Genomic DNA, 14,901 nt, shown 5'->3' on the forward strand with positions numbered 1-14,901 from the left:
CTTGGCGCCATTATGGATTGGTGAGGGCCTGTATGGCTAAACGAAAAACCGCGTTTGTTTGTTCCGATTGTGGTGCGGAATTTCCCCGTTGGCAGGGGCAATGTAATGATTGCGGTGCCTGGAATACCATCTCTGAATTTGTTGTGTCAACAGCACAGTCAGGTCCAGATGCCCGTCGCCATGGTTATGCTGGTCAAACGTCCGCTCAGGTCCAGACCCTGAATAATATTGACTTGCAGGCTCTGCCGCGTTTTTCCTCGGGTTTTAAAGAGTTGGATCGGGTGCTCGGCGGTGGTGTGGTGCCTGGCTCTGCCATACTTATTGGTGGTTCTCCAGGGGCGGGTAAAAGTACCTTGCTGCTGCAAACCATGTGCAATCTGGCCAAAGAGCGCGAAGCCTTGTATGTCACAGGCGAAGAGTCTTTGCAGCAAGTAGCGCTGCGCGCCCACCGTCTGGGTTTACCCACAGATAAGCTTAAGCTGTTAGCCGAGACCAGTATTGAGACTATCTGCGATGTAGCACTTGCGCATAAACCTAAATTGATGGTGATTGACTCCATACAGGTGATGCATGTTGCCGATGTGCAATCAGCACCAGGTAGTGTTTCGCAAGTCAGAGAAAGTGCCGCCTATCTGACCCGCTTTGCCAAACAGCACCATATCGCCATGTTGATGGTGGGGCATGTGACCAAAGATGGCAGTTTGGCTGGCCCTAAAGTGCTGGAACATTGTATCGATTGCTCAATGATGCTGGAAGGGGACGGTGATAGCCGTTTTCGTACATTGCGCGGCCATAAAAACCGCTTTGGGGCGGTCAACGAATTAGGTGTGTTTGCCATGACGGATAAAGGGCTCAAGGAAGTCAGTAACCCATCGGCAATCTTTTTAAGTCGTGAAGAGGAAGCCTCACCCGGTTCGCTAGTCATGGTGATCTGGGAAGGTACCCGGCCCTTGCTGGTGGAAATCCAAGCCTTGGTTGACTACTCACAGATGGCCAATCCCCGCCGTCTGGCAGTGGGTTTGGATCAAAACAGGCTGGGTATGTTGCTGGCTGTTTTACATCGCCACGGCAATATTCAGATGAACGATCAGGATGTATTTGTGAATGTGGTGGGCGGGGTAAAAGTCGCGGAAACCAGTGCCGATCTGGCTTTGTTGATGGCGATGATTTCCAGTTTTCGCAATCAGGCGTTACCTAAAGAGCTGATTGTATTTGGCGAAGTTGGCTTGGCGGGTGAGATTCGCCCCGTGCCCAATGGCGCAGAGCGTTTGGCTGAAGCGGCTAAACACGGCTTTACGCGCGCCATAGTGCCGGCTGCCAATATGCCTAAACAGCCCATTCAGGGCATGAAAGTAACAGGGGTGAAGCGTTTATCTGAAGCGCTAGAGGCCCTTTAGGTATTTGAGTTTGGGGAAGCGAGTGCCTCCAACTCCCTTTTCAGCAAAGAGTCGTCACCTACGTTCAGTTCAATCAGGCGGCGGAGATTTGATGCACTGTCGATATCAATCATATTGATTTTGATGCCAACCTGTTTGTCGTCTGCATGTTTAATCATGCCATCGAGCATAATGCTGCTAGCCATACCTGGAAGGCTAACGACTAGTAACACCGACTGGCTTAAATCTGCGTCAAAGGCCGGGGGGCATTCGATCAATACGCCTTTTAGGGAGATATCCAATAATCCACATTGCCATTGGCGTTGACCCTGGCGCAATTCGCAGGGGGCAGAAAATACTATACGGGTAAACTTGCGGCGGTTTTCTGCTGTCATCGTATTTGGCCTTGCCATAATGTTTTAAGCATAGTCATAGATGCTTAAAAATACACATTGTACTACTGGCTAATTGTATGATTCATAGTGAAAAAACCAAGAGTAAGGGCGAAAAATTTTAATCCAGTATGTGCCAGCCCAAGCGGCACAAGGCCCCGCAGGTGGCGTTTGTATTGGGCAAACAAAAGCCGGGCAAATGCCCGGCTAGAATTTTATCTAAACTTCACTAAATGTTGCGACATCCTGTCGCAGGTAGTCGAGCTTTACTTACTGATCTTTTTATACTTCAGTCTATGTGGTTCGGACTCTTCGATCAGCCGCTGTGCTTCCTGCTGCGCGGCTTAAGGGCGCAATACCAGAGTGAACCCGGTATCGCTTGCATTCCTATGGGAATGAGGCGACGTCCTGTCGCTATTCGTAGAACCTTACTTTGAAATTTTCTTGTACTTCAACCTATGTGGTTCTACGACGTCCTTACCGAAGTTTTCTTTTAGCCAGGCTTCGTAGTCGGTGTAGTTACCTTCGTAGAAGTTAACTTGACCTTCATCGCGATAGTCCAGGATATGGGTAGCAACACGGTCAAGGAACCAACGGTCGTGCGAGATCACCATGGCACAGCCAGGGAATTCCAACAGAGCATTTTCCAGAGCACGCAGGGTTTCCACGTCCAAATCGTTGGTCGGTTCGTCAAGCAGTAAGACGTTACCGCCAGCTTTTAACAGCTCTGCTAAGTGCAAACGATTACGTTCACCACCAGAAAGATCTTTAACAAACTTCTGCTGGTCATTGCCTTTGAAGTTAAAGCGGCTGACATAGGCGCGGCTGTTAATCTCAAAGCTACCGATACGCAGAATATCCTGACCGTTAGACACTTGTTGCCATACCGTCTTGTCACCGTCTAAGTGATCACGGAACTGATCTACACTGGTCAGTTTGACTGTTTCACCTACAACAATTTCGCCACTGTCGGGCTGCTCAATACCGCTTAGCATACGGAACAAGGTGGATTTACCCGCACCGTTAGGGCCTATAATGCCAACGATGGCGCCTTTGGGCATAGTAAAGCTCAAATCATCAATCAGCACCCGGTCGCCATAAGACTTACGCAGGTTTTTCACCTCGATGACTTTGTCGCCTAAACGTTCACCGGGCGGAATAAACAGCTCGTTGGTTTCATTACGCTTTTGATAATCGCCAGCTGACAGTTCTTCGAAGCGGGCCATACGCGCCTTGCTTTTGGCCTGACGGCCTTTGGCATTACTGCGTACCCATTCCAGTTCCTGTTTAATCGAGCGCTGACGGGCCTGCTCACCTTTTTCTTCCTGCTCAAGACGTTTATCTTTCTGCTCCAACCAGGAAGAGTAGTTACCTTCCCATGGAATACCGTAGCCACGGTCGAGTTCCAGGATCCAGCCTGCGACGTTATCCAGGAAATAACGGTCGTGGGTAATAGCGACTACCGTGCCTTCATAATCGTGCAGGAAGCGCTCCAGCCAGGCAACGGACTCGGCATCCAAGTGGTTGGTTGGTTCGTCTAAAAGCAGCATGTCAGGTTTTTCTAACAGCAGACGGCACAGTGCAACACGGCGACGTTCACCACCAGAGAGTTTGCTGACATCTGCATCCCAAGGGGGCAGGCGTAAGGCATCGGCAGCGCGCTCTAATGCGTGGTCAAGATTGTGGCCGTCTTTAGCCTGGATCACCGCTTCCAGCTCGCCTTGCTCTTTAGCTAGCGCGTCAAAGTCAGCATTTTCATCGGCATAAGCGGCGTAGACTTCATCCAGACGCTTCAAGGCATATACCACATCGGATACGGCCTCTTCGATATTACCGCGTACATCTTTGCTTTCATCCAAGCGCGGTTCTTGCGGCAGGTAGCCAATCTTTATCCCAGGCTGTGGACGGGCCTCGCCCTCGATGTCCTTGTCAATGCCGGCCATAATGCGCAGTAGGGTGGACTTACCCGCACCGTTTAAACCCAACACACCAATTTTGGCGCCAGGGAAAAAACTCAAGGAGATATTTTTTAGGATTTCACGCTTAGGTGGCACAACTTTACCTACCCGATGCATGGTATAGACGTATTGAGACATGAAATTCAAGGCTCTGCTGGTGGTTGATGGGGGGTATTCTAAACAGATCAACAGGCGGTTTAAAGCCAGTCTATCAAGCCTTTATAGCAGTTAATTTATTGTTATCACATTTGGACCTGCGGCAATCGGCGCAAGCCTATGTACATCCTGGGCAAAATGGCTAGAATATGGCCTCTTTTTTCGCAGACCGATTTGGCCGACGACGGCCCCCATTCCCTGAGGAGAAACGATGCTTTCACGCGCCATGAATATCCAAGATTTCGACCCTGAACTGTATCAGGCCATTCAGAATGAGACTCAGCGTCAGGAGCATCATATTGAGCTCATCGCCTCAGAAAACTACTGTAGCCCCAGAGTACTGGAAGCACAGGGTTCTCAACTGACCAACAAATACGCTGAAGGTTATCCCCATAAGCGTTACTACGGTGGTTGTGAGTATGTAGACGTAGCAGAAGACTTGGCCATTGAACGCGCCAAGCAACTGTTCGGTGCTGATTATGCAAACGTTCAGCCTCACTCTGGTTCACAGGCCAACAGTGCGGTATTTATGGCCTTATTGGAAGCCAATGACGTGGTATTAGGTATGAGCCTGGCACACGGTGGTCACCTGACTCACGGTGCAAAAGTCAGCTTCTCAGGTAAAACCTACCACTCGGTTCAGTATGGTTTGAACGAAGAGACTGGTGAAGTGGATTACGCTCAGGTAGAAGCCCTGGCGCTGGAGCACAAGCCGCGCATGATTATCGCCGGTTTCTCTGCCTACTCAGGTATTATGGACTGGTCTCGCTTCCGCGCTATCGCCGACAAAGTAGGTGCTTACCTGCTGGTCGACATGGCGCACGTTGCAGGTTTAGTGGCAGCGGGTCTGTATCCCAACCCTCTGCCTCACGCGCATGTGGTAACGACGACTACGCACAAAACTCTGGCAGGTCCTCGTGGTGGTCTGATTCTGTCTGCCTGTGGTGATGAAGATATCTACAAGAAGCTGAACAGCTCTGTATTCCCAGGCAATCAAGGTGGCCCTCTGTGCCACGTGATCGCAGCGAAAGCGGTGGCCTTCAAAGAAGCCCTGCAACCAGAGTTTAAAGCTTACCAGCAGCAAGTGATTGTAAATGCCAAAGCCATGGTATCTGTTATGCAGGACCGTGGTTACAAGGTGGTTTCAAATGGTACTGAAAACCATTTGTTCCTGTTGGATCTGATTGACAAGGACATCACAGGTAAAGATGCCGATGCTGCCCTTGGTCGTGCCAACATCACAGTAAACAAGAACTCCGTACCTAACGATCCTCGTTCTCCTTTTGTTACCAGTGGTCTGCGTATCGGTACGCCAGCTATCACGCGTCGTGGTTTTAAAGAAGAGCAGGCCAAGCAAGTGGCTAGCTGGATTTGTGATGTGCTGGACAATATGGGCGATGAATCCGTGGTTGAGCGTATTAAAGGTGAAGTGGTTACCCTGTGTGAAGCCTTCCCGGTTTACGCGTAATCAGGATATCTGCTTGATATAAAAAAACGCAGCCAATTGGCTGCGTTTTTTGTGTCTTTATTTGTGTCTGAGTTTAGACCTTAAAGCGGCCTACATTGTCATTTAATCCCTCTGCCATAGAGGCGATTTCATCTGCCACCCCTTTAGTATTACCCACCACCGCCATGTTTTTCTGGGATAGGCTGTTCAGCATGCTGATGTTTCGATTTATCTCATCGACAACTTTGCTCTGCTCTTCGGTGGCTGTGGCAATCTGGTAGATCATATCGTTGGTTTGGTTTACGGCATGCTCCACCGTATTCAAGGAGGTTTGAATGCGTTGTGACATTTCAACTACACCGTCAACTTCGCTGGTGCCGGCGTTCATGGCGCTGACCGCCTCACTGACACCGTTTTCCAGACCCGCGATCATACGCTGAATATCTGCGGTTGACTGTTGCGTGCGGCTCGCGAGGGTTCTCACCTCGTCAGCTACTACGGCAAATCCCCGGCCTTGCTCACCGGCGCGAGCTGCCTCAATGGCGGCATTCAGGGCCAGCAGGTTAGTCTGCTCAGCAATCCCACGGATAACGTCTAGTACTTGGGCAATGTTTTTGGATTCTTCGGCCAGTTTGCTGATGACGCTGCTAGCATGACTAACTGAGCCTGACAATTTGCTAATACTGGCCACAGACTCATCCACAACAAGCCCTGACTGGCTGGTTTTCTCTTTTGCTTCTCGCGTTTCTGCCAGCGCGGTTTGTGAATTGCTGGCCACCTCATGTACTGCATGGCTGAGTTCGTTAACCGCAGTAGCTATCTGATCAAGGTTTGAATTCTGCTCACCAGAAATATTATGGCTTTCATCAGCCGACTGGTTCAGTTTGTTGACGGCAATATCCAGTGTTTCTGCATCACCCTTGATCATTTTGATCAGATCTTGCAGTTTCTGCATCAGGCCGTTAAAAGTACCCGCCAGTTGCGATAATTCATCTTTGCCGGAGCTGTCCAGCCGCCCTCTTAAATCACCTTCACCTTCGCTAATGGTGGCAATCATGCGGTTAAGCTCCGCAACCCGGTTAGTGACTAGTTTAGGACCGAATAGGATGCTTACGGCACTGGCTAGGATAACCAGTAAAATTACCATCAACATAATATTACGTTGCGTGGCATTTGCCTGCTGTGCGCTTGTGGCAATGTCATCCGCTAGCTCTTTGACCATGCCTCCCATCACGTCATAGTGCTCCCTGAGCTGCGCGAATTTCGTCATTACCTGGGTGCTGTTGTGTTCTGCCGCTTCTTGGGTCTTTCCTGCGTCGGACAGGCTGAAAACCTTGTTTGCCTCATCTAGCCAGGTTTGGTAGTCCTTATCAAAGTTACCCATAGCTGCGCCAATCTGCGGGTAGTCTTTGACCAGGCTACGCACCTGATTCATGCGATCCAATGCCTGCTTGGCATTTTCTTCAAAGTCTTTTCTGTCCTGTTCTGCCCCAGGCAATTGCAAATGTCGTTTGGTGACATAGCTTTGGCTGGCCGTCAACGCTTGATACAAATCCCTATCAGCATTTAAACCTGTGTCGATAGCGTTCATAAAGGTGGAGGAAAGCAGGTTGGCGTCGCTGGATAGACTGCGCGCACTGTTAATGCTCAGCACACTGACAAGTACTGCCAGCAGACCAACAATCAATAAGGGAATGGAAAATTTAACCCGGATGGTAAGGTTATTGACGTCAACCATGATGGTGAATCCTTCTTAAACGAATGTTCGGACATGCTGGAGCTGCACTTGTAACAATAGCGCAATCTAAGCAAGGTAAAAAAGCATATATATCGACACCTTAGTATGACCATAAGGCATTTGGAAACAAGGTGATAGGTTATGCTTTGGGGAATTTTAAGGTATCTGGCGCCGGATGTGCGCCGAAACACTGGGAGAGACCCATAGTGCAGATTAAAACCATCGCAGTCTTAACAACCCTTACCTTGTTCAACAGTGCGTATGCGGCTGATTTGAATCATCAGGGGCAATTTTACGCCAAGTTAAATGTGAATGGGCAACTGGCCGATGAAGGGCTGGACAACTTTACTGAAATTCGCAGTAACAACTCCTGGATTGGTGTCAAAGGCGATGTGGCGCTGGAAAATGATATACAGGTTGTCTACCGCCTGGAATGGAAGGTTGATATAACCGGGGAGAAGGGCGTGGATAACCTGACCGAACGTCCTCAATACGTTGGTCTGCGTGGCGGTTTCGGCGAATTAACGCTCGGCCGCAACTTTACTGCACTTTGGATGGCGCAGGGTAAGATTGACCTCTACAACCATTACGAAGGCGATATTGCTGCCATTTGGAAAGGCGAGAATCGTCTATCGGACCTGGCCACTTATACATCTCCTGTATTTGGCGGTTTTTATGGGGTTGTCAGTTATCAGGCTGAAAAGTCTGCAGACGGCAAAGATGCCTTATCAGCAGGTATTTTCTACGGTGATGCAGAATTGAAAAAGGCAGAGGTATTTGCAGCTCTGGCACAAGATATTGATGTCGCTGGCTTCGATGTAACCCGGGCTTCATTCCAATACAAGTTGGGGGATGGCAAGTTGGGTCTGATGCTACAAAGGCAAGAGCCTGCTGAAGGTGGTGAGAGCCGCAGTGGTGGCCTGGTGAGTTACAGCCACCGATGGGGTGACTGGGAGTTAAGGGCGCAGGCGCAAAGTATGGAGGATGATCGTAGCTACAATCTGGGGATGGATTATCGACTGGGCAAGCAAACCAAAGTGTATGTCTGGGGGGCGAACATCGAACAACAAGATAACCCAGACCGGCGTTATTTGGCGCTGGGCGTTGAACATAAGCTCAGCGTGGCGTTTTAATCCTAATTTTTCTGTATTTACTCGCGTAAAAAGTGCAGGGTGAAGCCCTCACCCTGCATGGATTCAACCCTGACGACAAGTTTGTTCTGCTGTCTTTGATAATGTAAGCGCTGCGGAAAATCATGGGCAGGATTTACAAATACCGCCTCAGAAGCACTGCAATTTTCCAGTACAAAAGCAATTGGAAGGGGATTTTCGCTGACCTTGGCCAGATAAAATATCTGTCCTTGCATCTGCACCAAACGCAGTGCTTCTTGTGATTGCTCTTTATTGTGGGTGCTGCCTGCCTGGCCTTCGAAGCTGTGTTCACTGACTTTTTGCCAATTTTCCCAATAACGCTTGTGATCTTTTTGCGCTTGCCAGTCGCCAAGCAACCAATTTAGCTGCTCAAGTTGGTGACAGGGAGTGGCATACAGGAATGGACTGAGAGCCATTAGCAGGCTAATCAACAAGGCCCTAACCAGCCAATACATAGCTATCTCTGTTAACTAAGACGATTTTTTGATAGCTTAGCGGCGGCTGCCTTACTCTACAAGTTATGCAAGCCTCTGCCGCAGTTCGTTTTCCTTCCTGGAGTGACCATGTATTGTCCCTTTTGTTCTGAACAGGAAACCAAAGTTATAGATTCGCGTTTGGTGGCCGAAGGCCATCAGATCCGCCGTCGCCGTGAATGCCTCAAATGTCATGAGCGTTTTACCACCTTCGAAACGGCTGAGTTGGTTATGCCTAAAGTGGTTAAGCGGGATGGCTCCCGTGAACCCTTTAATGAGGAAAAACTGAGGGCAGGTCTACAGCGGGCGTTGGAAAAGCGACCAGTGAGCACTGAGCAAGTCGAAAAATGTGTGAACCGTGTAATGTCAACTTTGCGTGCCACCGGTGAACGGGAAGTCAGCAGTAAACTGATTGGTAACGTGATTATGGACGAGCTCAAAGAGCTGGATAAGGTTGCCTACGTGCGCTTTGCCTCGGTGTACCGTTCATTTGAAGATATCCGTGAATTCGGTGAAGAAATTGCCAGGTTGGGAGACTGATATGTCGCTATTCAGCCAGGCTGACCACCAGTGGATGGCCAGGGCCATACAGCTTGCTGCGCGCGGCCGTTTTACCACCTCTCCAAATCCTAATGTTGGTTGCGTGATAGTCTCTGCTGCTGGCGAGTTAATTGGTGAGGGCTGGCATGAACAGGCCGGGGGCCCTCATGCTGAAGTTTTTGCCCTGCGTCAGGCAGGCAGCCAGGCTCGCGGCGCCACAGCCTATGTCACTTTGGAACCTTGTAGCCATCATGGTCGAACACCGCCTTGCGCAGAAGGGCTTATTCATGCTGGGGTCACCAGAGTGGTGGCTGCCATGCAAGATCCTAATCCTCTGGTCGCTGGAAATGGTCTGCAAATGCTGCGTGATGCGGGTATAGAGGTACAAGTCGGGTTGTTGCAAGGGCAAGCTGCAGATTTGAACCAAGGCTTTATCCAGCGCATGCGCCAGGGCCGTCCTAAGGTAACCCTTAAACTGGCAGCCAGCCTGGATGGAAAAACCGCCATGGAGAATGGCCACAGTCAGTGGATCACCAGCGAAAAAGCGCGCTTGGATGTACAAAAGCAACGTGCCATGAGCTGCGCTATTTTGACTGGCTCTGGTACCGTGATGATTGATAATCCGCAGTTGAATTTGCGTGTTAGTGCCGATCAGTTAGGTATAGGTAATCTGGCGGTAAGACAACCACTTAGGGTGATAGTCGACAGCCGCAATCAATTGACGCCAGAGTACCGTTTGTTTCAAACCCCTGGACCTATTTTATTGGCGAACAAATCTGTCAGTCCGCATCGTTACGGCGAGCAGGTGCGCCAATGGCAGTGTGCTGAGAAGGGCAACCGTGTCAATTTGCCCGCGCTGATGGCGCATTTGGCAGAATCTGGTGTTAACAACCTATGGGTGGAGGCGGGCGCCGCTTTGGCTGGCGCATTATTGCAATATCAGTTGGTGGATACATTGATTTTGTATCAGGCGCCCAAACTTATGGGTGATAAAGCCAAAGGGCTGGCCTTATTGCCAAGCCTTAGTCATATGGAACAAGCCATAGGTCTGACATGGCAGGACATCCGGCTGGTTGGTGAAGACCTCAGGCTGACGGCCAGCCTGCAATATGCAAAGAACTGAACCTGAATCATAAGTGACGGGGTAAAAAGTGTTTACAGGTATTATTCAAGCCGTTGGTAAGATCAACGCAATACAACCGGTGGGGGGCGATGTTCGTCTGACCGTGGCGACCGGTAAATTGGATATGCGCGATGTGGCGTTGGGTGACAGTATTGCCACTAATGGTGTTTGCCTGACCGTCGTGGAGTTTTCCGACAGCCATTATGTCGCGGACCTTTCGTCAGAAACCTTGAAGCGTTCCGGGTTTGCCGGTTATCAGGTGGGGCATAGGGTGAATCTGGAAAAAGCCATGTTGGCGTCCACCCGATTTGGTGGCCATATTGTCAGTGGCCACGTTGATGGTGTGGGGCAAGTGTTATCGGTGCAAAGCACTGCCAGAGCGGTGGAAATCTGGATCCAGGCGCCGAATGAGTTGGCTAAGTATATTGCCGAGAAAGGCTCTATTACCGTTGATGGCGTCAGCCTGACTGTCAATGACGTGGATGGGGCACGATTCAAACTGACCTTAGTGCCGCACACCCTCAAAGAGACAAATATCGGTGATTACCAAAGTGGCACCAAAGTGAACTTGGAAGTGGATGTGGTTGCTCGTTATCTGGAGCGCTTGCTGCTAGGCGAGAAAGCGGCAGAGCCGGGTCCTGGCAAAGATATCAGCTTGGCGTTTCTGGCCGAGCATGGCTATTTAAATAATGGGCGTCGTTAGGCGTTGAGCGAATTTTTATTCACCGGCCCTGTGCCGTTTACCCTACAAGATTGAGTGAAGAATATGGCATTGAACACCACCCAGGAACTGATTGAGGATATTCGTCAGGGCAAGATGGTGATCCTGATGGATGATGAGGACAGAGAGAACGAAGGCGACCTGATTATGGCCGCCGAATTTGTCACGCCTCAGGCGATTAACTTTATGGTGACCCACGCGCGCGGCTTGGTATGTTTGCCGATGACGGCTGAGCGTTGTATGCGCTTGAACCTGCCGTTAATGGTGAACAATAACGGTGCCCAGTTTTCGACGAATTTTACCGTGTCTATTGAAGCTGCCACTGGGGTGACAACCGGGATTTCCGCCGCCGACCGAGCCAGGACTATCCTGGCGGCCGTGGCGCCGGAAGCCAAAGCGGCAGATATCGTTCAGCCCGGTCATATATTTCCACTGATCGCTAAAAATGGTGGGGTGCTTAATCGTGCCGGTCATACCGAAGCTGGCGTCGACCTGGCGCGTTTAGCCGGTGCTGAGCCTGCGGCAGTAATTGTCGAGATCCTCAATGAAGACGGCACCATGGCGCGCCGTCCTGAGCTTGAGCAATTCGCTGAAAAGCATGGCTTGAAGATCGGCACCATCGCAGACCTGATTGAGTATCGTAATCTGAATGAGACGACCATCAGTAAGGTGGCAGAGTGTCGTTTGCCAACCGAATATGGTGAATTTGATTTAATCACCTTTAAAGACGAAATTGATGACCAACTGCATTTTGCCTTGCGTAAGGGGGAAGTAAGCGCTGATACGCCGGCGCTGGTGCGAGTGCATTTGCAGGATACCTTTGGTGACTTGCTGGCCTCTCAGCGTTCGTTGGACCGCAGTATGGGGCTGCCCCAGGCCATGGCCCGGATTGCCGATGAAGGCGGGGTTTTGTTGCTGCTCGGCAAGGCCGAATCTAATCAGGATTTGATTGCCAAGGTGCAACAGTTTGAAGCAGAAGATAAGGGCGAACAGGCCCCCGCACCCAACTGGCAGGGTACCTCGCGAACGGTAGGCGTGGGCTGTCAGATTTTAGCCTCATTGGGGGTGCGCAAAATGCGTTTGCTCAGTAAACCTAAGAAGTATCATGCCCTGTCTGGTTTTGGCCTGGAAGTGGTGGAGTACGTTAGTTAAATAAGGGCGCAATGCGCCCTTTATTTTGTGTTTTGCTAAGCTTTTCCTGAGGATTGCTAAGGCCTGTCGGGTTATCAAGCCAGCCTTATTGTCTTCAAACTACCCGCAACCCAATTGACCTTGCATTTTAGCCGTTCACCTCACTGCCGGCTGTGGTATCATACGCGCCGTTTTGACTATGGGGATAGAGCATGAATATCATTGAAGGTAACCTGCGCGCTACGGGCAAGAAATTTGCTATCGTTGTGTCCAGATTCAACAGTTTCGTTGTAGAGAGCCTGGTAGACGGCGCACTGGATACGCTGGAGCGGGTCGGTGAGGTCAATGATCAGGATATTACCCTGGTACGTGTACCAGGTGCCTACGAGCTGCCGGTTGTTGCCAAAAAGTTAGCTGAAAAGCAGAAATTTGATGCCATTATCGCCCTGGGTGCGGTTATTCGTGGTGGCACTCCCCATTTTGATTTTGTTGCCGGTGAATGTAACAAGGGTCTGGCCCAAGTTTCACTTGAGTTCGGCATTCCTGTTGCCTTCGGTGTTATTACTACCGACAGCATTGAGCAGGCGATAGAGCGCTCTGGTACCAAAGCCGGTAACAAAGGTGCAGAAGCGGCCATGGGTGCCCTGGAAATGGTCAATGTCATCGACCAGATCGAAGGAGTCTGACCGGTGAAACCCTCAGCTCGCCGTAAGGCACGTGAACTGGCATTGCAAGGTGTTTACTCCTGGCAGATGTCTAAAAACCCGGCGCACCATATTGAGCTGCACCTGGCCACAACCAATGATATGACCAAAGTAGACCTGGCATTCTTCCAGGAGTTGCTGCGTGCTGTGATCAACGATTATGACGAGCTGGATACCAAGATTCGTCCTTATCTTGGTCGTCTGCCAGAAGAGCTGGATCCAGTAGAGAAGGCCATTCTGCGCTTGGCTACTTACGAGTTGGTCAAACGAGTGGATGTTCCTTACAAGGTCGTTATTAACGAAGCTATTGAACTTGCGAAGGCTTTTGGTGCCGAAGAGAGTCATAAATTCGTTAATGGGGTGCTGGACAAAGCCGTTCGCACTCTGCGTAAACACGAGCAAGCCTGATCCCTGTGAAAGAATTCGATATCATTGCCCGCTATTTTAAGGAACGCAGTCACCTTCGTCGTGACGTACAGCTAGGTATTGGCGACGACTGTGCGGTGGTTAATGTGCCACAAAATCAGTCCTTAGCGGTCACCACTGATACTTTGGTTGGCGGCGTACATTTTCCTAATGATACATCGCCGCGCGCCATTGCTCACAAGGCCGTGGCGGTCAACCTCAGCGATTTAGCCGCTATGGGCGCTGAACCTGCCTGGATCAGTTTGTCACTATCCATGCCGGATGTTGACGAGCATTGGTTGGATGAATTCTCACTGGGCCTACAGGAGCTGACCGAGTATTACTCTGTGCAGCTTATCGGTGGGGATACCGTTCAAGGACCTTTAAGTATCACGCTCACCGCACAAGGTTTCGTGCCTAAGGAACAGGCTCTGACCAGAGCTAAAGCCAAGCCTGGCGATTGGCTGTATGTGACCGGCACCTTAGGTGATGCCGGGCTGGGGCTGGATATGTTGCAGGGGCGTATGGATGTGCCGCCCAAACATCGTAACTTTGTTGCCAACCGTTTGAATTATCCCACCCCCAGAGTTCTGGTCGGTACGGTGTTACGCCGTATTGCCAGCAGCTGCATTGATGTCTCTGATGGTTTAATTGCTGATTTGCAGCATGTGCTTAATGCATCTCACTGCGGTGCTGTACTGCAAGTGGATAAGCTACCTCTGTCTGAGGCGATGCGGGACAGTGTTTCCCTTGAGCAAGGGATTCGTTATGCCCTGAGCGCCGGGGACGATTACGAATTGCTGTTTAGTGTGTCGGAAGAGCAAAAAGGCAATTTGGATCTTGCTATGGCTACCGCCAGCGTATCCGTTACCTGTATCGGTCAGCTAAATGGCGTGCAAGGTAAGCTGGAGTTGCGCGACGGCAAAGAGCGCTATGCCTTTGAAGGAAAAGGCTATCAACACTTCAGCTGAGCCAAATCCGGTTCGCCTGCTAAGCCTCAAAAATCCAGCGCATTTTCTGGCGCTGGGATTTGGCTCAGGACTGGCCCCAAAAGCCCCTGGTACCTTTGGTAGTCTGGCGGCTATTCCCTTGGTATTACTGGTAGCCCTATCCGGTAACCTGTTTTATTTATTACTTACCATACTGGCCTGTGTCGCCGGTGTTTGGATCTGCGGCAAAACCGCCGACGACATGGGCGTGCATGACCATAGCGCCATTGTCTGGGATGAAGTGGCCGGGATGCTACTGACCTTTATCTTGGTGCCGTTAACCCCTGTTACTTTGCTCGCGGGCTTTGTGTTGTTTCGCCTGTTCGACATTCTTAAGCCCTGGCCCATCAGCTATCTGGATAAGCACATTCATGGCGGACTAGGCATTATGCTGGATGATATTCTGGCAGGTATTCTGGCCTGTGTGGGCTTACATGCCCTGATGACTTTCGGTGTGATATAAACCCTAAATCTGCTTAGCATAAGCTAGCAGCTGCGCTCTGCTTTCTCTTCTTGACTCTTTACTTTATCTGCCGACTAGCGCGGATGCTGTGGTGTATTGGTGGGATAAAAAAGGTGAAGTCACGACTTCACCTT

Annotated in this window: 15 protein-coding genes; 11 read left to right on the top strand and 4 right to left on the bottom strand. The window is 50.4% G+C overall.

The features are described from left to right. The first annotated feature begins 32 nt into the window (after positions 1 to 32). The gene (radA, locus tag KJY73_RS05065) at positions 33 to 1,397 is read left to right on the top strand and encodes a DNA repair protein RadA (RefSeq protein ID WP_214340882.1); all 1,365 of its coding nucleotides are present in this window, start codon (positions 33 to 35) and stop codon (positions 1,395 to 1,397) included. Here the strand turns inward: radA and KJY73_RS05070 are convergent. Beyond that, positions 1,394 to 1,771, bottom strand: coding sequence for a PilZ domain-containing protein (locus KJY73_RS05070; protein ID WP_214340885.1), 378 nt, complete (start codon positions 1,769 to 1,771; stop codon positions 1,394 to 1,396). The genes radA and KJY73_RS05070 overlap by 4 nt on opposite strands. A gap of 425 nt (positions 1,772 to 2,196) precedes the next feature. Beyond that, positions 2,197 to 3,864, bottom strand: coding sequence for an energy-dependent translational throttle protein EttA (gene ettA / locus KJY73_RS05075; protein ID WP_214340888.1), 1,668 nt, complete (start codon positions 3,862 to 3,864; stop codon positions 2,197 to 2,199). A gap of 229 nt (positions 3,865 to 4,093) precedes the next feature. On the opposite strand from ettA, the gene glyA reads away from it, so the two are divergent. After that, positions 4,094 to 5,350 carry a serine hydroxymethyltransferase gene (gene glyA / locus KJY73_RS05080; RefSeq protein ID WP_214340892.1) on the top strand — a complete coding sequence of 419 codons (1,257 nt, stop codon included), beginning with the start codon at positions 4,094 to 4,096 and terminating at the stop codon, positions 5,348 to 5,350. A gap of 73 nt (positions 5,351 to 5,423) precedes the next feature. On the opposite strand, the gene KJY73_RS05085 is transcribed toward glyA, so the two are convergent. Continuing rightward, positions 5,424 to 7,067: a methyl-accepting chemotaxis protein gene (locus KJY73_RS05085; protein WP_214340895.1), complete on the bottom strand. Its 1,644-nt coding sequence runs from the start codon at positions 7,065 to 7,067 to the stop codon at positions 5,424 to 5,426. Between the two features lie 206 nt (positions 7,068 to 7,273). Here KJY73_RS05085 and KJY73_RS05090 point away from each other — a divergent pair, with 206 nt between their 5' ends. Further along, positions 7,274 to 8,200, top strand: coding sequence for a porin (locus KJY73_RS05090; protein WP_214340898.1), 927 nt, complete (start codon positions 7,274 to 7,276; stop codon positions 8,198 to 8,200). Positions 8,201 to 8,217: 17 nt separating this feature from the next. On the opposite strand, the gene KJY73_RS05095 is transcribed toward KJY73_RS05090, so the two are convergent. Continuing rightward, positions 8,218 to 8,673, bottom strand: a complete 456-nt coding sequence (locus KJY73_RS05095) for a DUF6265 family protein (protein ID WP_214340900.1) — start codon at positions 8,671 to 8,673, stop codon at positions 8,218 to 8,220. 108 nt (positions 8,674 to 8,781) lie between these two features. On the opposite strand from KJY73_RS05095, the gene nrdR reads away from it, so the two are divergent. From nrdR to KJY73_RS05135, 8 genes are all read left to right on the top strand, one after another. After that, positions 8,782 to 9,231, top strand: a complete 450-nt coding sequence (gene nrdR / locus KJY73_RS05100) for a transcriptional regulator NrdR (protein ID WP_206592746.1) — start codon at positions 8,782 to 8,784, stop codon at positions 9,229 to 9,231. 1 nt (position 9,232) lies between these two features. Then, the gene (gene ribD / locus KJY73_RS05105; protein ID WP_214340903.1) at positions 9,233 to 10,354 is read left to right on the top strand and encodes a bifunctional diaminohydroxyphosphoribosylaminopyrimidine deaminase/5-amino-6-(5-phosphoribosylamino)uracil reductase RibD; all 1,122 of its coding nucleotides are present in this window, start codon (positions 9,233 to 9,235) and stop codon (positions 10,352 to 10,354) included. 28 nt (positions 10,355 to 10,382) lie between these two features. Beyond that, complete coding sequence (locus KJY73_RS05110; protein WP_214340905.1) at positions 10,383 to 11,057, top strand: riboflavin synthase; 675 nt, start codon at positions 10,383 to 10,385, stop codon at positions 11,055 to 11,057. A 63-nt stretch (positions 11,058 to 11,120) separates the two neighbouring features. Beyond that, positions 11,121 to 12,227 carry a bifunctional 3,4-dihydroxy-2-butanone-4-phosphate synthase/GTP cyclohydrolase II gene (gene ribBA, locus KJY73_RS05115; RefSeq protein ID WP_214340909.1) on the top strand — a complete coding sequence of 369 codons (1,107 nt, stop codon included), beginning with the start codon at positions 11,121 to 11,123 and terminating at the stop codon, positions 12,225 to 12,227. 191 nt (positions 12,228 to 12,418) lie between these two features. Continuing rightward, entirely contained in the window at positions 12,419 to 12,892 is a 474-nt protein-coding gene (gene ribH, locus KJY73_RS05120; protein ID WP_188698200.1) for a 6,7-dimethyl-8-ribityllumazine synthase, read from the top strand. A 3-nt stretch (positions 12,893 to 12,895) separates the two neighbouring features. After that, positions 12,896 to 13,318: a transcription antitermination factor NusB gene (gene nusB, locus KJY73_RS05125; protein ID WP_206592750.1), complete on the top strand. Its 423-nt coding sequence runs from the start codon at positions 12,896 to 12,898 to the stop codon at positions 13,316 to 13,318. 5 nt (positions 13,319 to 13,323) lie between these two features. After that, positions 13,324 to 14,286 carry a thiamine-phosphate kinase gene (thiL, locus tag KJY73_RS05130; protein ID WP_214340911.1) on the top strand — a complete coding sequence of 321 codons (963 nt, stop codon included), beginning with the start codon at positions 13,324 to 13,326 and terminating at the stop codon, positions 14,284 to 14,286. Continuing rightward, positions 14,249 to 14,767 carry a phosphatidylglycerophosphatase A family protein gene (locus tag KJY73_RS05135; protein ID WP_214340914.1) on the top strand — a complete coding sequence of 173 codons (519 nt, stop codon included), beginning with the start codon at positions 14,249 to 14,251 and terminating at the stop codon, positions 14,765 to 14,767. Before thiL ends, KJY73_RS05135 begins: the two co-directional genes overlap by 38 nt. Positions 14,768 to 14,901: the final 134 nt, after the last annotated feature.

The sequence above is a fragment of the Bowmanella yangjiangensis genome, assembly GCF_018531185.1.
Classification (GTDB): Bacteria; Pseudomonadota; Gammaproteobacteria; order Enterobacterales; family Alteromonadaceae; genus Bowmanella; species Bowmanella yangjiangensis.